The sequence below is a fragment of the Bacillus sp. L381 genome, from assembly GCF_030284525.1.
GTDB classification, from domain to species: domain Bacteria; phylum Bacillota; class Bacilli; order Bacillales; family Bacillaceae; genus Bacillus; species Bacillus amyloliquefaciens.
In genome coordinates, this window is record NZ_CP127224.1 from 3,629,154 (window position 1) to 3,654,170 (window position 25,017).

At 47.7% G+C, this 25,017-nt stretch carries 24 protein-coding genes and 1 other annotated feature (1 of these 25 cut by a window edge); of the genes, 14 read left to right on the forward strand and 10 right to left on the reverse strand.

The features are described 5' to 3' along the window. Positions 1 to 197 (forward strand) — a binding site (T-box leader) (it extends 15 nt beyond the left edge of the window). A 45-nt stretch (positions 198 to 242) separates the two neighbouring features. Next, positions 243 to 1,487, forward strand: coding sequence for a tyrosine--tRNA ligase (gene tyrS / locus QRX25_RS18650; protein WP_115996542.1), 1,245 nt, complete (start codon positions 243 to 245; stop codon positions 1,485 to 1,487). A 46-nt stretch (positions 1,488 to 1,533) separates the two neighbouring features. Here the strand turns inward: tyrS and ywaC are convergent, their stop codons facing one another. Further along, a complete protein-coding gene (ywaC, locus tag QRX25_RS18655) occupies positions 1,534 to 2,166 on the reverse strand; it encodes a GTP pyrophosphokinase YwaC (protein WP_013354057.1) in 633 nt (210 codons plus the stop codon). 130 nt (positions 2,167 to 2,296) lie between these two features. Beyond that, positions 2,297 to 3,232, reverse strand: a complete 936-nt coding sequence (locus QRX25_RS18660) for a 1,4-dihydroxy-2-naphthoate polyprenyltransferase (protein WP_013354058.1) — start codon at positions 3,230 to 3,232, stop codon at positions 2,297 to 2,299. A gap of 438 nt (positions 3,233 to 3,670) precedes the next feature. On the opposite strand from QRX25_RS18660, the gene QRX25_RS18665 reads away from it, so the two are divergent. The 6 genes from QRX25_RS18665 (at position 3,671) to QRX25_RS18690 (ending at position 9,236) form a co-directional block, all read left to right on the forward strand. Beyond that, complete coding sequence (locus tag QRX25_RS18665) at positions 3,671 to 3,820, forward strand: teichoic acid D-Ala incorporation-associated protein DltX (RefSeq protein ID WP_013354059.1); 150 nt, start codon at positions 3,671 to 3,673, stop codon at positions 3,818 to 3,820. 15 nt (positions 3,821 to 3,835) lie between these two features. After that, on the forward strand, positions 3,836 to 5,347 hold the full coding sequence (dltA, locus tag QRX25_RS18670) for a D-alanine--poly(phosphoribitol) ligase subunit DltA (protein WP_212099797.1): 1,512 nt from the start codon (positions 3,836 to 3,838) through the stop codon (positions 5,345 to 5,347). Further along, complete coding sequence (gene dltB, locus QRX25_RS18675) at positions 5,344 to 6,528, forward strand: D-alanyl-lipoteichoic acid biosynthesis protein DltB (RefSeq protein ID WP_115996538.1); 1,185 nt, start codon at positions 5,344 to 5,346, stop codon at positions 6,526 to 6,528. The genes dltA and dltB overlap by 4 nt, the downstream gene beginning before the upstream one ends. A gap of 16 nt (positions 6,529 to 6,544) precedes the next feature. Continuing rightward, a complete protein-coding gene (gene dltC / locus QRX25_RS18680) occupies positions 6,545 to 6,781 on the forward strand; it encodes a D-alanine--poly(phosphoribitol) ligase subunit 2 (protein WP_013354062.1) in 237 nt (78 codons plus the stop codon). After that, positions 6,782 to 7,960, forward strand: coding sequence for a D-alanyl-lipoteichoic acid biosynthesis protein DltD (gene dltD / locus QRX25_RS18685; RefSeq protein WP_212099800.1), 1,179 nt, complete (start codon positions 6,782 to 6,784; stop codon positions 7,958 to 7,960). It begins immediately after the preceding gene. Between the two features lie 184 nt (positions 7,961 to 8,144). Continuing rightward, positions 8,145 to 9,236, forward strand: a complete 1,092-nt coding sequence (locus QRX25_RS18690) for a branched-chain amino acid aminotransferase (protein WP_212101808.1) — start codon at positions 8,145 to 8,147, stop codon at positions 9,234 to 9,236. 40 nt (positions 9,237 to 9,276) lie between these two features. Here QRX25_RS18690 and licH read toward each other — a convergent pair whose 3' ends face one another. The 7 genes from licH to QRX25_RS18720 all read right to left on the reverse strand — a co-directional run bounded on the left by licH (position 9,277) and on the right by QRX25_RS18720 (position 15,613). Then, the gene (gene licH, locus QRX25_RS18695) at positions 9,277 to 10,605 is read right to left on the reverse strand and encodes a 6-phospho-beta-glucosidase LicH (RefSeq protein ID WP_212099804.1); all 1,329 of its coding nucleotides are present in this window, start codon (positions 10,603 to 10,605) and stop codon (positions 9,277 to 9,279) included. Beyond that, on the reverse strand, positions 10,602 to 10,934 hold the full coding sequence (gene licA, locus QRX25_RS18700) for a PTS lichenan transporter subunit IIA (RefSeq protein ID WP_065982661.1): 333 nt from the start codon (positions 10,932 to 10,934) through the stop codon (positions 10,602 to 10,604). The genes licH and licA overlap by 4 nt, the downstream gene beginning before the upstream one ends. An 18-nt stretch (positions 10,935 to 10,952) precedes the next feature. Continuing rightward, positions 10,953 to 12,311: a PTS lichenan transporter subunit IIC gene (gene licC, locus QRX25_RS18705; protein WP_212099807.1), complete on the reverse strand. Its 1,359-nt coding sequence runs from the start codon at positions 12,309 to 12,311 to the stop codon at positions 10,953 to 10,955. Positions 12,312 to 12,326: 15 nt separating this feature from the next. Next, a complete protein-coding gene (gene licB, locus QRX25_RS18710) occupies positions 12,327 to 12,635 on the reverse strand; it encodes a PTS lichenan transporter subunit IIB (RefSeq protein ID WP_013354068.1) in 309 nt (102 codons plus the stop codon). A 98-nt stretch (positions 12,636 to 12,733) separates the two neighbouring features. Then, complete coding sequence (licR, locus tag QRX25_RS18715) at positions 12,734 to 14,689, reverse strand: transcriptional regulator LicR (protein ID WP_065982663.1); 1,956 nt, start codon at positions 14,687 to 14,689, stop codon at positions 12,734 to 12,736. Between the two features lie 147 nt (positions 14,690 to 14,836). Then, positions 14,837 to 14,962: a small protein YxzF gene (gene yxzF / locus QRX25_RS19885; protein WP_373925705.1), complete on the reverse strand. Its 126-nt coding sequence runs from the start codon at positions 14,960 to 14,962 to the stop codon at positions 14,837 to 14,839. A gap of 60 nt (positions 14,963 to 15,022) precedes the next feature. Continuing rightward, entirely contained in the window at positions 15,023 to 15,613 is a 591-nt protein-coding gene (locus tag QRX25_RS18720) for a DNA-3-methyladenine glycosylase (RefSeq protein WP_212099810.1), read from the reverse strand. 239 nt (positions 15,614 to 15,852) lie between these two features. On the opposite strand from QRX25_RS18720, the gene QRX25_RS18725 reads away from it, so the two are divergent. The 6 genes from QRX25_RS18725 (at position 15,853) to katX (ending at position 22,350) form a co-directional block, all read left to right on the forward strand. Next, positions 15,853 to 16,851 carry a FecCD family ABC transporter permease gene (locus tag QRX25_RS18725; protein WP_249199341.1) on the forward strand — a complete coding sequence of 333 codons (999 nt, stop codon included), beginning with the start codon at positions 15,853 to 15,855 and terminating at the stop codon, positions 16,849 to 16,851. After that, positions 16,852 to 17,865, forward strand: a complete 1,014-nt coding sequence (locus QRX25_RS18730; protein WP_212099815.1) for a FecCD family ABC transporter permease — start codon at positions 16,852 to 16,854, stop codon at positions 17,863 to 17,865. Positions 17,866 to 17,881: 16 nt separating this feature from the next. Beyond that, positions 17,882 to 18,778 (forward strand): ABC transporter substrate-binding protein, encoded by an 897-nt coding sequence (locus tag QRX25_RS18735; RefSeq protein WP_115996525.1) that lies wholly within the window; start codon positions 17,882 to 17,884, stop codon positions 18,776 to 18,778. Between the two features lie 103 nt (positions 18,779 to 18,881). After that, positions 18,882 to 19,232, forward strand: coding sequence for an ArsR/SmtB family transcription factor (locus QRX25_RS18740; RefSeq protein WP_115996523.1), 351 nt, complete (start codon positions 18,882 to 18,884; stop codon positions 19,230 to 19,232). A 13-nt stretch (positions 19,233 to 19,245) separates the two neighbouring features. Further along, positions 19,246 to 20,544: an arsenic transporter gene (locus QRX25_RS18745; RefSeq protein WP_115996521.1), complete on the forward strand. Its 1,299-nt coding sequence runs from the start codon at positions 19,246 to 19,248 to the stop codon at positions 20,542 to 20,544. A gap of 192 nt (positions 20,545 to 20,736) precedes the next feature. After that, on the forward strand, positions 20,737 to 22,350 hold the full coding sequence (katX, locus tag QRX25_RS18750; RefSeq protein ID WP_115996519.1) for a catalase KatX: 1,614 nt from the start codon (positions 20,737 to 20,739) through the stop codon (positions 22,348 to 22,350). A gap of 40 nt (positions 22,351 to 22,390) precedes the next feature. Here the strand turns inward: katX and yxeI are convergent, their stop codons facing one another. Further along, positions 22,391 to 23,377 (reverse strand): penicillin V amidase, encoded by a 987-nt coding sequence (yxeI, locus tag QRX25_RS18755; RefSeq protein WP_065982670.1) that lies wholly within the window; start codon positions 23,375 to 23,377, stop codon positions 22,391 to 22,393. A gap of 277 nt (positions 23,378 to 23,654) precedes the next feature. On the opposite strand from yxeI, the gene QRX25_RS18760 reads away from it, so the two are divergent. After that, positions 23,655 to 25,013, forward strand: coding sequence for a purine-cytosine permease family protein (locus QRX25_RS18760; RefSeq protein WP_065982671.1), 1,359 nt, complete (start codon positions 23,655 to 23,657; stop codon positions 25,011 to 25,013). Positions 25,014 to 25,017: the final 4 nt, after the last annotated feature.

Sequence of the window (25,017 nt, forward strand, 5' to 3'; positions counted from 1 at the left end):
GGAATCAGTAACGGATTGTCTCCCTGTTTCAGAGAGCCGGCGGATGGTGCAAGCCGGCACAAAGACAAACGTGAATTACCTCCCTGAGCTTTCTTTGTGAACTTCAGTAGCAAAGAACGGGAAACCGTTATTCGAATGAGCGGAAGACGTCGTCTTCAATCAGGGTGGTACCGCGTGCATACAGCCACGTCCCTTTTGGGATGCGGCTTTTTTGTTTGGCTAAAAAAAGGAGGATGTAAAAGATGGAATCAATCACTTTAACGAATGATCAGGAAAAAGAAGTGCAAAGGCAGCTGGATTTGTACATGACCGGCGCCGCGGACGTCATACCGCCTGAAGAATTGAGAAATAAAATCGCCAAATCAGTGGCATCCGGCAAGCCGCTGAACATTAAACTCGGCCTTGATCCGTCCGCACCCGACGTCCACTTGGGACATACCGTCGTGTTAAACAAACTCCGCCAATTTCAAGAAAACGGCCATATCATACAGCTTGTTATCGGGGACTTCACCGGAAAAATCGGTGATCCGACGGGGAAGTCGCAAGCCAGAAAACAGCTGACTGATGAAGAAGTCCAGCACAATGCCAAAACCTACTTTGAACAGTTTGGCAAGGTGCTGGATCAAGACAAAGTTGAACTTCACTGCAACTCAAAATGGCTGAAGACATTGAATCTGGAAGATGTGATTGAATTAGCGGGGAAAATTACTGTCGCCCGTCTGATGGAGCGCGATGACTTTGAGGAGCGCATCGCCATGCAAAAACCGATCTCACTTCACGAATTCTTTTACCCGCTGATGCAGGGTTACGATTCTGTCGTTCTCGAAAGCGATATTGAACTCGGCGGTACGGATCAGCATTTTAACGTGCTGATGGGCCGCCATTTCCAAGAACGCTACAAAAAAGAAAAGCAGGTCGTCATCCTCATGCCGCTTTTGGAGGGTCTTGACGGCGTTGAAAAAATGTCTAAATCAAAAAACAACTACATCGGTATTGACGAGCATCCGAACGACATGTACGGCAAAACGATGTCACTGCCGGACAGCCTGATGAAAACATATATTCATTTAGCGACAGACTTAGAGCCTGCGGAGAAAAAACAGATGGAGAAGGATTTGGAATCAGGAAAGCTTCATCCGAGAGATGCCAAAATGATCTTAGCGGGTATAATCGTCAGAATGTACCACGGCAGGAAAGCGGCGGATGCGGCAGAACGGCATTTCAAACGTGTCTTCCAGCAAAACAGCCTGCCTGAAGATATGAAAACCGTCATATGGGATGGAGAAAAGACCGTGCCCCTTATTGAGCTGCTCGTCACGATTGGCCTCTTTTCTTCAAAAAGCGAAGCACGCCGTATGATTCAAAACGGCGGAATCAAAGTGAACGGGGAGAAAACGGATGCCCTTCATACCGTCATTACCGCAGAAGACGGCATGACGATTCAGGTGGGCAAGCGAAAATTTGTACAGCTGCGCGTAAACGGATAAATAAACAGCCGGACTGCACATAAAAGCGGTCCGGCTGTTTGTGATGCTAATCGACTTCTTTCTTAATCCCAAGCATTTTTTCGTCTAAATAATGGGCGATTTCCGCCGCTTCCTTCAGCTCGTCGGTCAGATGCTTCGGGACTTCGTTATTCAATTTATAATAAATTTTATGCTCAAGACTCGCCCAAAAATCCATGGCGATGGTGCGGATTTGGATTTCCGCCTTCACATATTCCACACGATTCGTCAAATAGACGGGAATTTCAATAATCAAATGCAGGCTGCGGTAGCCGTTCGGCTTTGGATGTTTGATATAATCCTTCACCTTCACGATTTTCAGGTCCTTATGCTGCTTCAAAACCTCAGCGACATTATAAATATCGGAAATAAAGGAACAGATAATCCTGACACCCGCGATATCATGAATATGCTCTTTCATTTCCTGCGTCGTCACATCGCAGCCTTTGCGCATCAGTTTGTTGACGATGCTCTCAAAACTTTTTACGCGTGATTTTGTATGCTCGATCGGGTTATGCCCGTGAATCAGATTATATTCCTGGCTGATGATAGAAAACTTCGTATCCAGCTCATCTAAAGCAAATTTATAAACTAATAATTCATTTTTCCAATCTTCCATAACTGTTTTTAAATCATCCATATGGGCTGTTGATAAGTCCATTTTTTTCATCTCCTTGCTTTGCTGTCCACGTATTAGACGGGTCGGTTTGCAGTGAGGTTCTTTACAAAATCGTGAAGATTATTTCATAAAAAAAGCAAATGCCGGTTATGACATTTGCTTTTTTATTTGATCAGCGGAAATAACTGATCAGGAGTCCGATTGAAAGCAGGAATCCGAAGAATGTATTGGTTTGCGCCGTTGATTTCATTGCAATAATCATGTTCATCGGCATTTCGTTTTTCACAAAGCCTTTCACGGCCTGAATCGGTTTCGGCACGCTCAAAAAGACCAGGAACAGCCACGGACTTGTGTACCCCATGATGACAAGACCGACAATCCAGATGTAAGCGATGGCAAAGGATGCGGCCAGTATTATGACGGCTCCTCTATGCCCCATCAAAATCGCCAGCGTTTTACGTCCGCCCTTTTTATCTTCTTCAATATCACGGATATTGTTGGACAGGTTAATCGCCCCGACCAAGATGGCGATCGGAATGGAAATCAAAATGCTCTGTTCATTTACTTCGCCTGTCTGAATAAAGAAAGAAATAAGGACAAATACAGAACCCATGCAAATGCCGGAGAACAGTTCCCCGAACGGTGTATACGCAATCGGCAGCGGGCCGCCCGTATACAGGTAGCCGATCAGCATGCCGGCAAGGCCGATTGCCGCAAGCCACCAGCTGCTGCTCATGCAGATATAAACACCGAGCACGAGGGCAATCGCATAAGAGCCGAGCGCCAGCTGCAGTATTGTTTTCGGCTTCATGCCGTGGCGGACGATCGCTCCGCCGATACCGACGGAATCCTCCGTATCTAAACCGCGTTTAAAATCGTAATATTCATTGAATAAGTTCGTGGCGATCTGAATCCAAAGGCAGGAAAACAGCATGGCCAAAAACAGCAGGAAATCAACCTTTACGTAAAACATCGCCAATACGGTGCCGAGAAGTACGGGCACAAACGATGCCGTTAATGTATGAGGGCGGGTTAACTGCCACAAAATACGGCCCATGCTTTCTTTTTCAGGCGTCTTTTGGCTGCCTCCCATATTGTTTTGATTCATTTTCCTCTTCCTTTCTATTAAAAGGCTTTCACAGTCAGCCGATAACAGTAGTGTTGAATTGGGGTTTTCATGTTTTCTGCTACCTTATCTATCATAATAATTTCTTCCTCATTTCACAAGATGCGGCGCTTTATCAGCTTTCCTGCCGGAAACGGCTTTTCGCCCTTCTCCATTGGGATTCAGCACAACCAGACCAAGAAAAAGCCGGCAAATTTTTTTTACCTCAATTATATTTACGTAAGTTAAAAATCCCGCCTGCACAGCGCTTTTTTAGTATGATCTTTCGCGAATTTTTACATGCGTGTTTTCCAGCCTTTTGTTTCTCATTCATTTTTAAGGAAATTTTAAGCTTAGGATATTAGACATATTTTGAAACTTTTTGTTAATCTAATCGTCATATACTGGTGTAATTATTGAATACGCGGGAAGGAATTTAACATGATGCAAAAATTAAAACGTGCTTATGAAAATACATTGGTCAAATGGACGTTTCATACAGGCTTTTATTTTCTGATATTAGTATTGCTCTTTTGGATGTATGGTTTTCATACAGCAAATACCGGCACTTATATTTACAACGATTTCTAATCGGGGAGGATAACTATGAAACTACTTGATGCTATAAAAACATACGCAGACGCCAAGCCTCAGGCCGAAGCGTTTCGTTCCTTAGATCATTCCCTCACTTACGGGGAATTATGGGATTTGTCGGAGCGGGTCGCGTCCGGCATTCAAAAACATACGGCTGACGGTTCGAAAACGCCTGTTCTGGTTTACGGACATATGGAGCCGAATATGATCGTTTCTTTCTTAGGAAGCGTCAAAGCGGGCCGCCCTTACATCCCCGTCGATGTATCCATTCCGGCGGAGCGGATCGTCAAAATCATTGAAAGCTCAGGCGCAGAGCTGCTCATCAGCGTATCGGGCGATGCAGTCGATACGGGAAGCAATCTGATTAAAACTGTTACACCCGAAGAACTTGCAGCTGACGGAGATGCAGACCTCAGCCGCGAGAACTGGGTAAAAGAGCTGGACACTTTTTACATTATTTACACGTCCGGCAGCACAGGAAATCCGAAAGGCGTGCAAATATCAGCTGATAACCTGCAAAGCTTCACTGACTGGATCTGCAGGGATTTTCCTGTGGGCGAAGGCAAGACATTCTTAAACCAAGCTCCGTTTTCTTTTGATTTGTCTGTCATGGATATTTTCCCGTCGCTTCAAACGGGCGGTACGCTGCACTGCGTAACGAAAGACAAAATCAATAAGCCGAAAGTATTGTTCGAAGAGCTGGAGAAATCCAAACTGAACGTCTGGACATCGACGCCGTCTTTCGTCCAAATGTGTCTGATGGACCCCGGCTTTACGCAGGAGCTCCTGCCTGACACAGAAGTATTTATGTTTTGCGGAGAAGCCCTTCCGGCTGCCGTGGCGCAGGAACTGTTAAACCGTTTTCCGAAGGCCCGTGTATTCAATACATACGGCCCGACTGAAACAACGGTTGCCGTCACCTCCGTTGAGATTACGCAGCAGGTCATCGATGAAAATGAATCTCTGCCCGTCGGTTTTGCAAAACCCGATATGAATATCTTCATCATGGATGAAAACGGGAATAAGCTTCCGGACGGAGAAAAAGGGGAAATCATCATCGCCGGCCCGAGCGTGAGCAAAGGCTATCTCGGAGAGCCGTCTCTGACGGAAAAAGCGTTTTTCTCTGTTGACGGACAGTGGGCATATCATACGGGTGATGCCGGATATGTTCAAGAAGGTCAGATTTTCTGCCAAGGACGCCTTGATTTCCAGATTAAGCTTCACGGCTACCGCATGGAGCTTGAGGAAATCGAAGTCCATGTAAGGCAGTCTCAATATGTACGATCAGCGGTTGTCATCCCGTATCAGCCTAACGGAACTGTCGAATATCTAATTGCCGCCATCGTGCCTGAAAAACATGATTTTGAAAAAGAATTCCAGCTGACAAGCGCCATTAAGAAAGAGCTGGCCGCTTCGCTTCCGGCCTACATGATTCCGAGAAAATTCATTTATCAGGATCACATTCAAATGACTGCGAACGGAAAAATCGACCGTAAACGCATTGGCGAAGAGGTTCTTGTATGACGCCTTACAGCTCGTTTTTCTTCTTTATCCTACTTGGAATCCTTCTCTTGCCGACGATTATTTTAGGGCTGAACGGCAAGAGATTTCAAGGATACAACATGTTTATATCCATCATCGTACTGGCTTTGATTTTCTCGCATGATCTGCACGGCGTGATCGCATTATGTATCTTTACGCTGTGGCAGGTGCTTTTAATCAGGGGGTATCTCGCTTACAGACTGAAAGCCAACAGCGGCTTTGTCTTCAGTATGGCCGTGATCGCGTCCATTTTACCCCTGTTTTTATCTAAATTATGGCCGTTTTTCTTTCCGCCGGCGCCTCATCATCCGGTTCAAAACCTGATCAGTTTCTTAGGGATTTCTTATTTGACATTTAAAGGCGTCCAGTTGATCATGGAAACGAGAGACGGACTGATTAAAGAAAAAATGCCGCTTCACCGTCTTTTGTACTTTATTATGTTTTTCCCGACCATTTCTTCCGGTCCGATCGACAGATACCGCAGATTTGCCAAGGACGAACAGAAAGTATGGACAAAGGAAGAATACGCTGATTTATTGTATACCGGCATTCATAAAATTTTTATCGGTTTCTTGTACAAATTCATTATCGGATATGCGATTAACACGTACTTCATTATGAATCTGTCTCATATCACCCACAGCAAACTGTGGGGTAATGTGCTGTACATGTACGGATACAGCTTGTACCTGTTTTTTGATTTTGCGGGTTACACGATGTTTGCCGTCGGTGTCAGCTACATTATGGGTATCAAATCTCCGGAAAACTTTAATAAGCCGTTTATCAGCAAAAACATTAAAGACTTCTGGAACCGCTGGCACATGTCCTTATCCTTTTGGTTCAGAGACTACGTATTTATGCGCTTTGTATTCTGGATGACAAAGAAAAAATGGATAAAGAACCGGATGGCCGTCTCGAACATCGGGTATTTCCTGCTGTTCATGCTGATGGGCGTCTGGCATGGACTTGCCTTGCAATATATTGTGTACGGCCTGTACCACGCCGTGTTAATGACGGGGTATAACTTTTTTGAGAAGTGGAATAAGAAATACAAGTGGCTGCCTGCCAACCGTTTTACGGCCTTTTTAGCCATTGTCATCACATTCCATTTCGTATGTTTCGGATTTTATATTTTCTCAGGAAAACCATTTCATCATCACTAAAGGAGATTGAAAACACATGGAATTTAAACAAGAAGTATTGGACGTATTAGCTGAAGTTTGTCAGGAGGACGTTGTTAAAGAAAATCCTGATATTGAAATCTTTGAAGAAGGACTGCTTGATTCTTTCGGAACTGTAGAGCTGCTTGTTGCCATCGAAAACCGTTTCGGCATTACGGTGCCGATCACTGAATTTGACCGTGACGAATGGAATACGCCAAACAACATTGTAAACAAACTGACTGAGTTGAAGTAAATGAAAAAGCGTTTCTTTGGACCTATTATTTTAGCGTTTGTCCTGTTTGTCGGAGCTATCGCAGTTCCGGCTTCATGGCTTACGCGCTTCATACCTGAAAAACGTGTCGAAGAGTCGGCAGCGGCCCTGAACCCGAATATGTTCCAAGGGCTCTATCTGCAAAACAAAATGTTCGAAGACTCGAAGTATCTGCCGATTTTCGGTTCTTCCGAGCTTTCAAGACTGGATGAGTTTCATCCGTCCAACTATTTTCAAGTGAACAACCAAGGCTTTACGCCTTATCTTGTCGGAAAAGGCGGGGATCAATCCCTGATACATGCCGTGAACTTTGCGGCGCATTATCAGCAGCTGAAAGGCAAAAAGCTGGTATTCATTGTTTCTCCGCAATGGTTTATCAAAAAAGGTTCTGATGAACAGCACTTTGCACCGAATTTTTCATCACTCCAGGCATTGGATTTAGCATTTAATGACCAGATTGATCCCTCAGTCAAAAAGAACATGATGAAGCGCATGCTTCGTTTTAAAGTTGTTCAGCATGATGCTGTCCTTTCTGAACTGTACAAGGGAATGGTCAACGGACAATCATGGAAAGTGAAAGCGGTCATGCCGGCTGCCAAGGCTTATTATTCTCTGCTTGAGAAAAAAGATCTTTATTATTCAATGGGAGAAACCAAGGGCCCTGAGCGGACGATCTCTGAAAACCTGAAAGGGAAGTCTTGGTCAGAGCTGAAAACAGCCGCCTCTCAATTAGGAGAACAGAACTCCAAATCCAACCCTTTCTATATCGATGACGCTTCTTATAAAAAAATTAAGAAGAAGGTAAAGAGAGTAAAAGGAATCAACAAAGGCAGAACATACGCCAAATCAGTCGAATATAACGACTTTGAAGATATGCTGAGCATTCTGAAAGATGCCGGCGCTGATCCGATGTTTGTGGTTATTCCGGTCAACGGAAAATGGTATGACTACACCGGCTTCCCGAAAAAAGGCCGGACTGATTACTACAAGAAAGTCACAAAGCAAATTAAAGCGAAGGGCTTTCAGGTTGCCGACTTATCCGGGCACGAATATGATCCGTACTTTATGAAAGATACCATCCATATCGCCTGGAAGGGCTGGGTGTACGTCGATAAAGCGATGGAGCAGTTTTACAAAACCGGCAAGGTGACGGTTCACTGAGCACGGTGATGACCGAATACGAAAAAAACGAACACGCAGGGGGGCTTTTCTCCCCTGCTTTTTATGTGATTTGATTTTTTCACAAATTTGAGGAAAACTATTGCGAATATTTGTTGAAGGTATACAATAGAATATAAATTATTTTCAAATAAGTTTGACAATAACACCAATAGGGAGACAGAACATTATGAAACAAGACATTCGTGTTGAATTGACTTCAGCTAAAAAAACGAAACCGGACCCCCATGACCTCGCGTTCGGCAGAATTTTCACAGACCATATGTTTGTCATGGATTACGACGCCGATCAAGGGTGGTACGACCCGAGAATTATCCCTTATCAGCCCATCTCAATGGATCCTGCGGCTATGGTTTATCATTACGGGCAAACCGTTTTCGAAGGGCTTAAAGCGTATGTAACGAAAGATCAGGAAGTGCTTCTGTTCAGACCGGAGAAAAATATGGAGCGCCTGAATCAGTCAAATGACCGCCTTTGCATCCCGCTCATTGATGAAGAGCTTGTTCTTGAAGGCCTGAAGCAGCTCGTAGCCATCGACAAAGACTGGATTCCGAAAGCGGAAGGCACTTCCCTTTACATCCGTCCGTTTATCATTGCGACCGAGCCTTTCCTCGGTGTAGCGGCATCCCATACGTACAAGCTTTTTATCATTCTTTCGCCGGTCGGCTCTTATTACAAAGAAGGCATTAAACCGGTGAAAATCGCCGTAGAAAATGAATTCGTGCGCGCCGTCAAAGGCGGTACGGGAAACGCGAAAACGGCCGGCAACTACGCATCAAGCCTGAAGGCGCAGCAGGTTGCGGAAGAGAAAGGCTTTTCTCAGGTGTTGTGGCTTGACGGCATTGAAAAAAAATACATTGAAGAAGTCGGCAGCATGAACATCTTTTTCAAAATCAGCGGCGAGATCGTGACGCCGGAGCTGAACGGAAGCATTCTTGAAGGAATTACGAGAAATTCCGTCATCGCCCTTCTCAAACATTGGGGACTGACTGTGTCTGAGCGGAAAATTTCGATCGACGAAGTCATTCAGGCGCATCGTGACGGCCGTTTGGAAGAAACATTCGGAACCGGTACGGCGGCGGTCATTTCTCCGGTCGGCGAATTGATCTGGAATGATGAAAGTCTTGTCATCGGCGGCGGTGAAACCGGAGAGATCTCGAAGAAATTGTATGATACCATTACAGGCATTCAAAAGGGCGCGGAGGCCGACGTGTTCGGCTGGACGACGGCAGTCGCCTCATTAAGCGAATCAAAATAAACAAAAAACCCGGAAATGAATCCGGGTTTTTTTGGTGCTTTTATGCTTCAATCGACTTAAAGAAATGAGGCAGATGTTCTTTGTGCGCCTCAAGCATTTCATCCAGAATGGCCTTTGCCACGGTGTCTGACGGGACGAGAGGGTTGATCGTCATCGCGAGAAGCGCCGTTTGATAATCTCCCGTGACAGCTGCTTCCGCGGCGACACGCTCAAATGATTTGATTTGCTGGACGAGGCCGCGGACAGACACCGGCAGATCGCCGACGGCGATCGGTTTCGGACCGTCTTTCGTTATGACACAGTTCACTTCCACCGCTGAGTCATTCGGGATGCTGGCGATTGCGCTGTTGTTTATTGTATTGACGGGCTGGATATCATGTTTGTCGTTATAGATGGAGCTGATCAGATTGCAAGCCGCGTCACTGTAGTACGCCCCGCCTCGTTTTTCAAGCTGCGGCGGTTTGATGGCGAGATTCGGATCTTTATACAGTTCGAACAGTTCTTTCTCAACCTTCTGCACGACCTCGGCGCGTGTGCCCTCCGTTTGAGATGCTTCTATTTCATGCTCGAGCATTTCTTTCGTTTTAAAATAATAGCGGTGGTAGCCGCAAGGAATCAGATCGAGCGCCTTCAGGAACTCAGGCTCCCATTCCGCCCCGGAAATGTTTTTCATCGTCATGGCGTTTTCCGGATCTCCCATGGCTTCAATGACTTTATCCTTCACGCTGACGCCGTCTAAGAAAACATCTAATCCGAAGACCATGTGATTCAGCCCGGCAAATTGCACTTCAATCCGGCTGACATCCACATCCAATGCTTTTGCGACGCCCATTTTAATGCCGATCGGCACATTGCAGAGGCCGACGACTTTTGTCAGATTCGAATAGCGGAGCAAAGCTTCGGTGACCATGCCGGCAGGGTTTGTGAAGTTCACAAGCCATGCATTCGGACAAAGCTCTTCGATGTCTTTCGCGATTTCCAGAATGACCGGAATGGTGCGCAGCCCTTTGAATAAACCGCCCGGACCGTTTGTCTCCTGGCCGATTACGCCGTATTTTAACGGAATCCGTTCATCTTTGGCGCGGGCCTCAAGAAGGCCGACGCGGAATTGAGTCGTCACGAAGTCTGCATCCTTCAAGGCTTCTCTGCGGTCAAGCGTCAGGTGAATTTCTATCGGAAGACCCGCTTTTTCGACCATGCGTTTTGCAAGCGTGCCGACGATATTGAGTTTTTTCTCGCCTTCGGGAATGTCGACGAGCCATAATTCTCTGACAGGCAGTTCATCATAGCGTTTGATTATGCCCTCTACAAGCTCCGGAGTATAACTTGATCCTCCGCCGATCGTTACGATTTTAATTCCTTTTGTCATATTGTTGCTCCCCCTTGCAGACTCACTTTTTCATAAATCTCGACTAACTCTGCGGCCAAATCTTTCACGGTCATGGCATTCATCAAGTGATCTTGCGCATGTACCATCAAAAGCGTCATGTCTGTTTTTTCTCCGCCGGCTTCGTTTTGGATCAGTTCTGTCTGATAATGATGGGCTTCTGTCAGTTCCCTTGCGGCTTCCTGAAGCTTTTCTTCCGCCAGGGCTCTGTCTCCCTGCTTTGCGGCGGCTATGGCTTCCATGGAGGCGCTCCTGCCGTTTCCGCCATGCAGGATGATCTGAAAAATGGTCTGTTCCATTTTCTCATTCATGTGTTTCACTCCCTTTCTCTACAGCACGGCTGTTTCGTCTCCCTGTACGGCTGGCGCCTGCGATTGTTCAAGTTCGTTTTCTTCTTTGAGCTTTTGTGAATCCCACATTCTGAAGAACGGGTAGTACACGATAAAGGCTGTGATGATGTTGATCGCCTGCATGACAGCCCCTGATATTTTTCCGCCTGTGGCAAGATAGCCGGAGAAAATCGGCGGCATCGTCCATGGGACGGCAATGCCGGCAGGTTTGGCGACGAGGCCGGTGCTCATGCCGATATAGGTCAGTGTCAGTGTGACAAGCGGTGTGAGGATGAACGGGATGAGAAGCATCGGGTTCATGACGATCGGCATTCCGAAAATAATCGGCTCATTAATATTAAAGATGGCCGGCCCGATGGCGAGTTTCCCAAGCTGCTTCATCTGTTTGCTTCGGGCGCGGAGAAACATGGTGACCACGAGTGCAAGTGTCGCGCCGCTTCCTCCGATGTTGATCCAGATTTCAAAGAACTGCTGGGTGAAAATATTCGGAAGCGCATCGCCCGCCTGAAAAGCAACCCGGTTCGCATCCATCGCTCCGTACCAGATCGGCGCCATAACACCGCCGACAATGTTTGCTCCGTGTAATCCGCACGCCCACAAGAGCATTTGAACCGCTTCAGCTATCAGGCTTCCGCCGAGACTTCCGCCGAGAATCGAGAGCGGCGTCCCCAGTAAAACGCTTACAATATTATGAAGACTCTCAAATGGCGTCGCTTCGACAATTAAACGTGCGCCCCAGATCAGAAAGATAACGGCAAAGCCGGGAATTAAAGCGACAAACGATTTGCTGACCGCCGGAGGCACGCCGTCCGGCATTTTAAATACGAAATTCCGCTGTATGATCAGGCGGTAAATCTCCGTTGACAGCATGGCGATGATCATCGCGACAAACAGCCCTTTGCTTCCCATGAGAGAAAGCGGAATGCCGCCGCCCACCATGATTTCCTCCTTAGCGCCTGAAGGCAGAAACGGCACTTTGTAAGGCGTTGCCAAAAGAAATGCCGCCAGAGATATTGCACCGGCCGATAAAGCGTCTACCCCGTATTTTTCGGCCAGGCGATAGGCGATCCCGAAAGCGGCGACAAGACCCATGATTTCAAAGGTCGCATCAACCGGATATTGCAGTTTTTGAGACCACGAGCTTCCGAACGTATTTGCCATGAAATCCGCATATCCCGGAATCGGCAGGTTGCCGATGATCAGAAAAAATGAACCGATGATAATAAGCGGCATGGTGAGGATGATCCCGTCCCGCAATGCTTGCAGATGCCGCTGAGACGCAATTTTTCCGGCAATGGGCATAACTTTCTCTTCTAAAAACTGGTTCACCTTATTCACACGGCCCGCCCCTTTCTATGATGCGTTTCCGAGCTGTTCTGCTGATTTCAGAACCTCCGCTCCGTTGCACGTGCCGTAATGGACGGTATTGATGACTTCAACCGGCACTCCTTTTGATTCACCCAGTTTTTTCAGCTGCGGAAGCAAATAACGGACTTGAGGCCCAAGCAGCAATACGTCCGCTTTATCAATATGCTGCTTGACTGAATCGCCTGACACCGCCCAGATTTTATATTCTTTCCCTTGTTCCTGCGCGCTTTTTTCCATCTTGGTAACGAGTAAGCTTGTAGACATCCCTGCTGCACAAACGAGTAATATATTCATGTAAAAGACCTCCTGAAAGTTTGATATTTTGTATGTCTCGATGTTAGTACCATCATATTATGAAATCGCTTTCATAACTACTCAGGCTTTTTCCGCTGCTAACGGAAAAAAGGTGTATCCCGGTCTTTCTCAGATCGTTTGTCTCTGAATACTTGTAAAACCTCCTGATAGGTTGTGCATTTTAAAAGACGGCTCACCGCGGCCTGATCATCTAATATACCGCCGAGCCATTTGTACATATGCTGGAGGTCGGCTTTGTTTTCTTTCTCGACGCAGAGCAGGCAGACAAATTGGACACGCTTATTCGCCCAGTCAATCGGCTTCTTCAGCGTGCATACCGCCCAAAACGTCGTGTCTGTCTGGGGAACGAGGGGATGCGGAATCGCCGTGAGATTACCGAAACTCGTAGGAGAAATCGCTTCCCTTTCGAAAATAGAATCGGTCAGGGAATCAGAGGCGAGGCCGGCTTCTGCAACCTTCTGCCCGAGAAAACGGATGACGTCCTCCTTCGTCTCCAGATCCTGCTGCAAAAATATCAGCTCCGGTTTCAGAAAGTTCAATTGTTCCCGCTTTTCTTCCAGCATGGCATCAATTTTGGTAAAGTCCCCGCCGCCCAACAGCGTATGAACCTTTAAAACGGGAACGGGCAAGTCTATTTTGATCGGCACGGTGCTGACCACAAAATCAATCGACTCAAAAGAAAGCTGGTCAAGACTGTAGTAATCAGCCGTTCCGACGATTTCAAGGCGCTTTCCGAACCGGGAACGCAGCTTTTCTCTTAAAAGCTGCGCACTGCCGGCGCCGGACGCACAGACAATCAAACAGCGTTTAGGCGGCCGTTCCGTCTTTCTCCTTTCGATGGCGGCTCCGAAATGCAGCGCCAAATAGCCGATCTCATTTTCATGAATATCAATCCCGGTTTGCTCCTTGATCACGATTCCCGCAATCACTCCCGCTTCAAATGCGAGCGGATAATTTTCTTTGATGGCGGAAAGCATCGGGTTTCTCAGGTTCATTCCGTAGCGGTTTCGGTTAATCGCCGGCTTGATATGGAGCGCAAGACCCGTTTTCAGCTCATTGTCGTCCGTGATTCCGAGCTCCAGCTCCCTCTCAATGGCTTCAATCATGGCTTCCGTTAAACGGCTGGTTTCTCCGTCTATCAGCCTTGTAAACTCTTTTCCTTCAATTTGTGACTGGGTCATGCGTTTTGTCCCCAGCAGGTGAATGGCGATATAGGCGGTTTCCTGTTCGGGAAAGGTGACGGAAAGCGCCGATTCAAGCTCATTTACGATGGCTTCCGCTGACTGATATTCTGTTTCAAGCTTAATGTCATGAAGATCCTCCGGGATGAGAGATACATAGTTTTCCGTCCGGATTCGTTTGCAGGCAATGGCGATATGGATGATGAGATTGTTCAGGCCGAAGAAAGAAAGCGGAATCTTGTGGTTTCGAACCTGCTTCATAATGGCTGTGCGGATCACATGAATGTCTTCTTTCGGCAAAATACCGGCCTTCTCATTCAGGAGATCAGGCTCAGGCTCGCGGTCGTCCACTAAGTATTCCGCCATACAATAACGGAGGCGGAGCTCTTCGCCGCGCAGCTTAAATCCGCAGTTCGGCCTTGTTTCCAAAACGATGTCATAGGGGCGGAGCCGCTTTTTTACTTCTTTCAGATCAGATTGAAGCGTGGATTTACTGATGAACAGTTCTTCTGCCAAGTCATCCAGCTTGAGGCAGCCGTCGGTCAGAAGCAGTCTTTTCATAAGATAATGAATTCGTTCATCGGGAAAAATCGGCACGGCGCTGTTCTGCTGGAAATTGTCCTGAAGCCAGTTTTTAAACGGCTGCTCATTGCGGATCAGCAGCTTATAGCCGCTCCCTCTGACAGATTGAATGGAAGCGCCGTGTTTTTCCACAACGGTTTGCAGTTCCTTTATGTCATTGCGGACCGTCCGCGTCGTTACCTTTACATTTGCAGCGATGACTGAGCTTGTAATCGGTGTTTCAGCAGCTAAAAGCAAGCGCAGAAGTTCACGAAGCCGCCCATGAAGCATGAGAAAAACCTCCTATCAGATCAAATGCAATCGTAAAAAATGGGCAAAAAGGATGAGGAAGGGGTAAATGTAATGTAAATTCTATAATGGGGAGGATTTCAAGTCAATGCGGCAGCCCGATAGAAAGCCCGTAAAAAAACAGCCGGATCAGCCGGCTGTTCGGGATGCGGACATGCGGTTTCGCTTAGATGCCTTCCGTTCTTTTATAATTTTTCTAATGATCGGATAGATGATGGGCGCCCATTTGATAATTGTTTTGAAAAATTTTTTCAATGTCTGAATCCCCTTTCTTTTACCTTGTCTTTCCCCTGTTATCAGCAGCTGTAAACATGGTCATCGTGAGACATACCGATTTCCCGTCACCCAATAGCGCCACGGATAATCCCGGGCTTCTCCGCTGTTTTCAATCCCGATTCTCGGGCCTGTTGATATATGCTCCGGCGTAAAGCCTTCCGTAATAAACAGCGGCGGTTCCGTGATCATGCCGCCATAGTCACTCATTGAAATGCCCATCGCCTTTGTGAGTTTTCCCGGGCCGTTTGTCCACTCTCTAGGGCGTCTGCCCGGTCTCCTGCGCTCCATCAGGAACTGTCCTTCATGAGGTTCTGCCGCCCTGATTAACACGGCCTGCGGAATGCCGATGTCAGCGGCGACAACATTCATTAATGTATGGGTGTGCATGACGTATGTATAAATGCGGCCCGCCTCATGGAACATGATTTCAGTCCGTTTCGTGCGCCGATTGCCGAAGCTGTGCGCCGCCCGGTCTTCCGCTCCCATATAAGCTTCCGTTTCAACGATGAAGCCTGAAGCCGTTCCCTCATCCGTTTCCTTCACCAAGAGACAGCCGAGCAATAAAGGAGCAAGCTCTACTGACGGTCTCTGGAAAAATTCAATCGGCAAAGGCTTTCGTTCTCCCTTCATCCGTCTTCCTCCTTTTCTGAATATAGCCATTTCCCTCTTTCACGTTTTTCACTTCTTTTTTACAATATAAACATGAAAGAAAAAAGGGCGTCATTGTTGAACACTCTATTGCGTTTTGAAAATCGGCTGGTTATAATATGATGGTTCAACTGAAAATGATTCTCATGTTCAATACCGGACAATGATCATAAAAGTAGGTGAATTGATTTTTGAGCGATTCTGTCACGTCCGCAAACCGTCTGCTCAGCATCTTAAAAAACGGGATTTTCTTCCTGGCTGCGGTGCTCGGACTGCTTGTTTCTATTTTTTTCGCCGTCTCATTCGGCGCGAAAGACATTACTTTACATACGGTTTGGTCGGCTGTTGCTGATTACAACCCAAACATTACGGGCCAGCAGATCATTCATGAATTACGCCTGCCGAGAGTGCTCGGAGCGGCCGTTACAGGAGCCGCGTTTGCAGCAGCCGGCGCCCTCATGCAGGGTGTCACGAGAAACCCGCTTGCCGATTCGGGTGTCTTAGGCGTAAACGCAGGGGCCATGTTTGTTGTTGCGCTTAGCTTTGCTTTTTTCCCTCATTTGTCATACGCCCTGCTGATGGTGCTCTCATTTTTCGGCGCACTGGCAAGCACAGCCTTGATTTTCTTTATCAGTGCGGCGGGAAAAGGCAGCATGACACCTTTAAAGGTGACGCTTGCCGGGGCGGTTGTAGCCGCTCTATTGCATTCACTCAGTACGGGTGTGGCGATTTATTACGATTTAAGCCAGGATTTGGCCTTCTGGTATGCCGGCGGGGTATCAGGGATCAAGTGGGCACATTTACAAGTCCTCGTTCCCGTCATTGCGGTCTTCATCATTCTGGCGACATTCATGGGCCGGTCCGTCACCCTTCTCTCAATGGGCAATGACGTTGCGGCGAATTTAGGGGTGAACACGGCTCTGACGCGTGCCGCCGGATTAATGATCTCCGTCGTTCTTGCCGGTGTGTCTGTTTCGGCTGCCGGTGCAATCGGCTTTGTCGGGCTGGTCATTCCCCATATCGCACGGAAGATCGTCGGCGTTACGTACAGGCTGATTATTCCGATGTCCGCATTGCTTGGCGCGATTCTTTTGATTTTGGCCGACTTGGCCTCGAGGACAGTCAGTCCCCCGAGAGAATTGGCGATAGGCATTATGGTCGCACTTGTCGGTGTCCCTTTCTTTCTTTACATTGCCCGCAAGGAAGGGAGAGATTTATAAATGAAGGTGCAGAAGGAAACAAAAAAAGCGGCGGCGGCAGGCCTCATTCTGCTGGTCATCGCCGTTTGCATTATCCTGATCGGGTTACATACGGGCTCATTCCGGCTTTCTCCTCTTACGGTGGGAAAAACGCTGTTCGGATACGGTACGTTTCAAAGCACAACCGTTTTATTTGATTACCGGCTTCCCCGGATTCTGGTGACGATGCTTGCCGGTATCGGTTTAGGCGTGTCGGGCGCTATTTTGCAGGGTGTATCCCGAAACCCGCTTGCCGATCCGGGCATTCTCGGACTGCATGCCGGCGCTTCGTTCGGTCTGATGATTTATATCACGTTCTTTCATTCACTGGAGGCGCAGGCGTCGATGTTCATCCCGTTATTTACGTTTGCGGGCGGAACCCTCGCTGCCCTGCTGATCGTGTTGCTTACGTACGACAGGCTGAACGGTTTTTTAACGATCCGCATGCTGTTAGTCGGGATCGCCGTTTCCGCGGGCTTCAGCGCCGTTACATTGTTTATGTCGCTGCGCCTGAATGAAGAAACCTATACATTCGCGTCCCGCTGGCTGGTCGGAAACGTCTGGGGCAGGGACTGGATTCATGTGTGGTCGCTGCTGCCCTGGATCGGCATTCTCGCACCGCTGGCATGGCTTAACGCCCAGTCTTTGAATATTTTAATGCTTGGTGACCAGGCAGCCGCGGGGCTTGGCGCACACGTACAGCGAAAAAGGATCATGCTGATCGCCATAGCGGTCGGCTTATCCTGCGCGAGTGTCGCGATGGCGGGCGGAATCGGCTTTATCGGCTTTGCCGCCCCTCACTTGGCGAGACGGCTCGTCGGCACCATGCATCAGCATATTATCCCGATTGCGGGGTTAATCGGCCTTGTCATTCTTGTCGCGTCAGATACCATCGGCCGGTCTTTGTTTCAGCCGAACGCCATTCCGGCCGGAGTGGTTGCGGCAGCCATCGGCGCGCCGTATTTTCTCTATCTGGTCATGAAAATCAAAACATAAAATAAGGAGCTTTCTCATGAAAAAAATAATTGCGCTCGTCAGTTTCATGTGTATTTTCTTATTGGCTGCCTGCCAATCCGATTCAACACAGCCGGAGACAAAAAAGAAATCCGGCGATCATAAAATCGCATCGATGTCCATTCACCTGACAAATGACCTGCTGGCTCTCGGCGTTACACCGGCCGGTTCCGTCGTGGGCGGAGAATTAAAAGATTTTCTCCCTCATGTGAAAAATAAGCTGAAAGACACGAAAAAACTCGGCCCTGCCTCAGATCCGGATATGGAAGCTTTACTTGAGCTGAACCCTGACAACATTTATCTTGATAAAGAATTTGCAGGAAAAGATGTGTCAAAATACAAAAAAATCGGAAACACACACGTGTTCGACCTTGATAAAGGCACTTGGCGCGATCATTTAAAAGACATCGGAAAAATCGTCAACCGTGAAAAAGAAGCGAAAACCTTTATTCAAGATTACGAAGATGAAACAAAACAAGTCAGATCCATGATCAATAAGGAATTAGGGAAAAACGCCAAAGTTATGGCGATCCGCGTGAACGCAAAAGAGCTTCGCGTCTTCAGCACACGCCGCCCGATGGGTCCGATTCTGTTTGATGATCTGAAGCTGAAGCCGGCTGACGGCATTAAAGAAATGAACACCTCCCGCCCTTATGAGGTCATTTCTCAAGAGGTTCTGCCTGATTACAACGCAGATGCGATTTTCGTCGTCGTTAACAGAGACGACAAATCACAGCAAGCCTATAAAGAATTGCAAAAAAGCGCTGTATGGAAAGGCCTGAAGGCGGTTAAAGCAAATCATGTCTATAAGATCGCCGATCAGCCTTGGCTTGATTATTCGGCACTGGGAAATAAATTAGCAATGGATGAAGCGAAAAAGCTGTTCCAAAAATAAACATGAGCCGGTTTTGCAAAAGTTGCAAAGCCGGCTTTTTTTATATTATTGTTTACTTATATAAGCGAATGCTTATATAATGATGTAAAAAAGGAGTGAGCGCATGGAACGGCAGCAAAACGCCTTAAGTTCCGAAGAGGTCAGTCAATGCCTCAAGCTTCTCAGCGATCCGACGAGGCTTTTGATGATGAAGCTTCTGGCGGATAAGGAATACTGTGTCTGCGAGCTGACGGCCATTTTTGATATGAGCCAGCCCGGCATCAGCCAGCACTTGCGGAAATTAAAGAACGCCGGGCTTGTGCAGGAAAGGCGGGAGGGCCAGTGGCGGTACTATGCCATTCATCCGTCCGGTCCGGAATACGCGCTGGTCCGCTCGATTCTGCGGCAGATAGATGAGAAGGACGGCGTTTTACAAACACTGCGGCAAAAAGAAGTCACTGTTTCATGCCGGTAAGGAGGATATATACTTGGGAATTGCGGTTTTATCAGCGCTGATTTTTGTGCTGACACTTGTATTTGTCATATGGCAGCCGAAACATCTATCCATCGGCTGGTCTGCCTGCGGCGGAGCGGTCCTCGCTTTGATCGCGGGAGCAGTCAGCCTTCATGATATTGCGGAAGTGACGGGGATCGTCTGGAATGCGACACTTGCCTTTATCGCCATTATTATCATTTCATTGATTCTTGACAGCATCGGGTTTTTTGAATGGGCTGCGCTGCATATGGCCATGGCGGCCAAAGGCAGCGGGCTGCGGATGTTTCTCTATGTGTCGGGCTTAGGAGCGGTTGTCTCCGCCTTGTTTGCCAATGATGGAGCGGCGCTCATTTTGACGCCGATCGTACTGGCGATGGTGCGGGCTTTGGATTTACCTGAAAAGCTGGTTTTTCCGTTTATTATCGCCGGAGGATTCATCGCGGACACCACCTCGCTTCCGCTCGTTGTAAGCAATTTGGTCAATATCGTCTCGGCGGATTACTTTCATATCGGATATATCGAATATGCATCACGTATGCTGGTGCCCAACCTTTTTTCTTTGTCGGCAAGCATTTTGGTGCTGTATCTCTATTTCAGAAAAAACATTCCGAAACGGTATGACACCGGCCTTGTCAAACATCCGTCATCCGCAATTAAGGATCAGCGCCTCTTCCGGTTATCATGGGTTGTGCTGGCCGTTTTGCTGATCGGATATTTCGTCAGCGAACTGCTGTCGATACCCGTTTCCTTCGTGGCCGGCTCCATCGCGGTCATTTTTCTCATTCTGGCCCAGCGAAGCCCCGCCGTCCCGGCAAAACAGGTCATCAAGGACGCCCCGTGGGCCATCGTGTTTTTTTCTGTCGGCATGTATGTTGTCGTGTACGGCTTGCGGAATGCCGGACTGACGGATCTTCTTTCTCAGGTTATACAGAAAGCGGCGGATCACGGGCTGTTTGCGGGGACACTCGGAATGGGTTTTATCGCTGCGATCCTGTCATCCGTTATGAATAATCTGCCGACGGTGATGATTGACGCCATAGCCATCAGCGGAACGGACACTCACGGGCTGATGAAAGAAGCGCTGATTTACGCGAATGTTATCGGTTCGGATCTCGGACCGAAAATCACGCCGATCGGGTCGCTGGCGACATTGTTATGGCTTCATGTACTGAGCCGGAAAAACGTGAAAATTTCCTGGGGAATGTATTTCAAAACAGGTCTGATATTAACCATTCCGACGTTATTTATAACGCTGACCGGACTTTATTTGTGGCTGTTATGGCTCTCCTGATAGGAAAAAACCGAAACGTAAAACTTGTAAGCCCGGCAGCCACTCAAGGCGCGCAAAGCCTTTGAACAAGGGCGAAATGTGGAATGGCGGAACCTTGACGCCGATTGCGGAATAACCGCTTCTTTTGAAAACCGGTTTTAAAAAACGGCTCTGCTGGGCATATTGTTACCGTTCAATAAGGAGGGTTCAACAATGGAAAATAACAAAAACAGCGATGAGACGCTTTCCAGTAAGACGACCGGTAAAGGCGAGTCAGAAGACACGCTGACAAACCGGCAGGGCCATCCGGTCACTGACAATCAGAATGTCAGGACAGTCGGCAACAGAGGGCCGACAACATTGGAGAATTATGATTTTTTGGAGAAAATCAGCCACTTTGACCGCGAACGGATTCCGGAGCGTGTCGTTCACGCGCGAGGCGCCGGCGCACACGGATACTTCGAGGCATACGGAAGTTTTGGAGACGAGGAAATTTCGAAATACACAAGAGCGAAGGTGTTCCAAAAGAAAGGAACGAAGACACCGGCGTTTGTGCGCTTTTCAACTGTCAATCACGGAAAACATTCACCGGAAACATTGCGTGACCCACGGGGGTTTGCCGTTAAGCTTTATACGGAAGACGGAAACTGGGATCTGGTCGGCAATAACCTGAAAATCTTTTTTATCCGTGATCCGCTGAAGTTCCCGGATCTTGTTCACGCATTTCAGCCTGATCCCGTTACGAACATTCAGGACGGCGAGCGGATATTCGATTTTATTTCCCAATCACCGGAAGCGACTCATATGATCACTTTCTTGTTCTCACCGTGGGGCATTCCGGCCAACTACCGGCAGATGCAGGGCTCAGGGGTACACGCGTACAGATGGGTCAATGAAGAAGGAAAAGCCGTGCTCGTCAAATATCACTTTGAACCGAAACAGGGCATCCGCAACCTGACACAGAAGGAAGCGGAAGAGATTCAGGGGAAAAACTTCAACCATGCGACACAGGATTTGTATGAAGCGATTGAAAAAGGTGATTTCCCTGAATGGGAAGTGTATGCGCAAATCATGACTGATGACGAGCATCCCGAGCTGGATTTTGATCCGCTTGACCCGACCAAGCTGTGGTATAAAGACGATTTCCCTTGGAAGCCGATCGGTAAATTGGTTCTGAACAAAAACCCTGAAAACTACCACGCCGAGGTGGAACAAGCATCATTCGGAACGGGCGTGCTTGTGGACGGCCTTGATTTTTCAGATGATAAATTGCTTCAGGGGCGGACATTCGCCTATTCAGATACCCAGCGGTACCGCGTCGGCGCAAATTACCTGCAGCTTCCGATCAATTCGCCGAAAAAGCATGTCGCCACCAACCAGGAAGGCGGACAAATGCAGTATCGGGTCGATCGGGCAGAAGGACAAAACCCGCACGTCAACTATGAGCCGTCCATTATGGGCGGACTGAAAGAAGCGAAGCAGGATGGGAAAGACCATAGGCCTCATGTCGAAGGCGACGTGAAGCGGGAAGCGATCGACCGGACGAATAACTTCGGCCAGGCCGGAGAAACGTACCGCCGTTTTTCCGAATTTGAACGGAACGAATTGATTACAAACTTGGTCAATACGCTGTCTTCTTGCCGAAAAGAAATTCAGGATCAAATGATTGAGAACTTCACAAAAGCAGATCCGGACTACGGAAAACGTGTTGCGGAAGGACTGAAAAAAGCCTCCGAAAACAACAGCGGCGGGCCGATCGGCACAACGGATACGGCACAGGCCGCAAAGCAGGCTGAACAGGAAAGCCATCCGTCAGATCCGTATTAAACAAAAAAAACAGGACAGCAGCGTCCTGTTTTTTTTTGAGCTAATTGAGCTCCTGTATATTCTGCTCCGCCACAGCCGCAAATACTTTCGGCTCCGGACGGTCAAGATCTTCATGGAATAAACTTACTTTATGAATCTGCCGGTTGTCGTACAGATGAAAGTAATAGCTCCCCGTGTCACAGCACATGACCGACGTATACTGCGTATAATCAATTTCATTCTCCTCGGTGATCACCGCGCCTTTTGGAATATTCACATTGGACAGCACGTGAAAAGCTGCCGTAACCCCTTCCGTTTCATGGGCTGCAGGCTCCAAATGCTCTTTCAGATAAGCGGCTCTGATGAATCGGGATGGCGGCGTGTAATCACCGGGAAGCCCGATCGTTCCTGAGCCTTGCCCGAATGCGGTTAATGTCATTCCGCCCAATGTCTTGCTTTCTGACTGCTGCGGCCTGATTCCGATATAATGGCGCAGATTGGTCACATGCCAAGGAAATTCAGGGCTGTTGGTCATCACTCCGGGTTTGTTGTCATAGACTTTCATTCCTTCGGGTGTCGGCTCGATCACAATGCAGCCGCCCGTGCGGTCTGATAAAATCCAATGAAGGGGCAGGACCGTATCCAATAACATTAATTTCTTCTCTACAATCGTCAATGAACCAAGCTTTTCCTTTACATCTTCAATAGATTCACAGTTTGATAAGGTCCATGTGACAAACTCATGAGGAGCGATGTGAGAGGTGCCCTCCCGTTCCGCTTTCTCGTATCCCGCAAAGCCCGGGAAATACAGCGTCGCACACGACAGTCCCTTTTCATTCACGCCGTCGGCAAACAGAATATTGCCGAGATTTCTCCCCATGCCGATAAATGCGTATTTCGTCTTATGCAGCCTGCCGTCAGCTTCACTTTTCCAGCTGTACTGACGAGGGTAAAGCATGACGTCCGTGCCGAGCTGAAAAGCAAAATCCATCGTTCGCGCCAATAAGTGGTTACCGTCTGCCGTTTTCAATGTAAGACTTGTACACATATCATCAATCCCCTTTTCAATAATGAAATTTACACAAAGTAAACTATTCTTAAAGCTTAACGAAAAATGATTCCATTCGTCAAAGAATTGACACATTTCTCTTTGATACATATTAGCCTTTAAACCTATCCATACCTTTTAAACCCTGCCAAAAACGTTTTTGCGGCAGGTATCAGTTTGGTTTTCAAAAAAACTTTTACTGGAATTTGTAAACGGCAAGTCATTCTGTTAAGCTATGACTTTATGTTAAAGAAGAACATACGGAGGAGATTATCTATTGAAAGTAGAAAGGCGAACGATTGAACATATTCCGCATCATGAAAGACACGGAAAGGCCAAAGATTTGTTTCCCGTTTGGTTCGGGGCGAATATGCATATCACGACGTTAGTCACCGGCACACTGCCCGTCACAATGGGACTCGATCTCTTTTGGAGTATCGCCGCCATTATTATCGGAACCTTTATCGGCGCAATTTTTATGGCGTCTCATTCCGCACAAGGACCTCAGCTCGGCATTCCGCAAATGATTCAAAGCCGCGCGCAATTCGGCGTGATCGGAGCGATACTGCCCCTCTTTTTGGTCATGTTTATTTATCTTGGCTTCTTTGCGAGCAGTACGATTCTCGCAGCCGGCACACTGAGCAGCTATGTCCCGATTCCGGCTTCATGGTGTATTATCGGCTTAAGCGCCATCTGTTTTTTACTCACGATTTACGGTCATGATCTGATTCACAAAATGCAGAAAATCCTCTCTTGGACCTCCTTTGCCGTTTTTTTTGCTGCAACGATTCTCATTTTTCAACTGCCGATTCCCTCAGGAAGCTGGGTGCCCGGCTCATTAGATCTGCCTGTTTTCTTAGTGGCGGTCAGCGCGGTGGCGACATGGCAGCTGGCATACGCGCCATATGTGGCAGATTACTCCCGCTATCTGCCGGTTAAAACACCGGCATCGCATACTTTCTGGTACAGCTATGCAGGCACATCAGTCAGTTCCATCTGGATGATGCTTCTCGGCGCCATTTTGACGACGGCGCTCCCGGAATTTACCGCTAATGCAGGAAATGAGATTGTCCGATTGTTCGGTCCGTTTTCCTTTATTATGCTTATCATCGTCTTGTTCGGGCAAATGGCGATTAACGTCTTTAATTTATACGGAGCCTTTATGTCAACCACGACCACCTTGGAGCCGTTTTTGAAACTGAAGGTGACGCCGAAAACAAGAGTGGTGATGATCCTTTGTGTCACGGCAGCGGGTACTGTGTTAAGTCTCTTGGGACAAAGCAACTTCATGGAACTGTTTTTAAATTTCATCTTTTTCATCAGTTATTTCTTAATTCCATGGACGGCGATCAACCTCGTGGATTACTATTTTATCCGCCGCGGAAAATACCACATCAAATCGATGTTTGACGTAAACGGGCAATACGGCAGGATCAACTGGATTACAGCAGCCGCCTTCGTTTTGTCGATAATATTAGAAATCCCGTTCATCAATACATCCTTTTACATCGGACCGCTCGCAGAAATATTCGGCGGAGGCGACATTGCCTGGATCGTCGGCCTGGCCGTGCCGTCGCTGCTGTATTATGTCCTGATGAAATCAAGGTTGAAACAAAAAGAGGCGCCTTCCATATGAAGAC